The 786-nt window shown below is 56.4% G+C and carries 1 rRNA gene; it reads left to right on the plus strand.

Going from position 1 to position 786, the window contains the following annotated elements:
- Positions 1-786: ribosomal RNA gene (locus ACYF6T_RS44545) — 23S ribosomal RNA — on the plus strand; the annotation flags it as partial.

Genomic DNA, 786 nt, shown 5'->3' on the forward strand with positions numbered 1-786 from the left:
AGTAGCACGCTCAAGACCCGAAGCGGAGTGATCTAGCCATGGGCAGGTTGAAGCGGAGGTAAGACTTCGTGGAGGACCGAACCCACCAGGGTTGAAAACCTGGGGGATGACCTGTGGTTAGGGGTGAAAGGCCAATCAAACTCCGTGATAGCTGGTTCTCCCCGAAATGCATTTAGGTGCAGCGTCGTGTGTTTCTTGCCGGAGGTAGAGCACTGGATAGGCGATGGGCCCTACCGGGTTACTGACCTTAGCCAAACTCCGAATGCCGGTAAGTGAGAGCGCGGCAGTGAGACTGTGGGGGATAAGCTCCATGGTCGAGAGGGAAACAGCCCAGAGCATCGACTAAGGCCCCTAAGCGTACGCTAAGTGGGAAAGGATGTGGAGTCGCACAGACAACCAGGAGGTTGGCTTAGAAGCAGCCACCCTTGAAAGAGTGCGTAATAGCTCACTGGTCTAGTGATTCCGCGCCGACAATGTAGCGGGGCTCAAGCGTACCGCCGAAGTCGTGTCATTGCGATATTGACCCCTAACGGGGATCGTGATGGGTAGGGGAGCGTCGTCTGCCGGGTGAAGCAGCACCGGAAGGTAGTTGTGGACGGTTGACGAGTGAGAATGCAGGCATGAGTAGCGATTCACACGTGGGAAACGTGTGCGCCGATTGACTAAGGGTTCCTGGGTCAAGCTGATCTGCCCAGGGTAAGTCGGGACCTAAGGCGAGGCCGACAGGCGTAGTCGATGGATAACCGGTTGATATTCCGGTACCCGCTGTGAAGCGTCAAACATCGA

Source organism: Streptomyces sp. 7R007 (assembly GCF_054850255.1).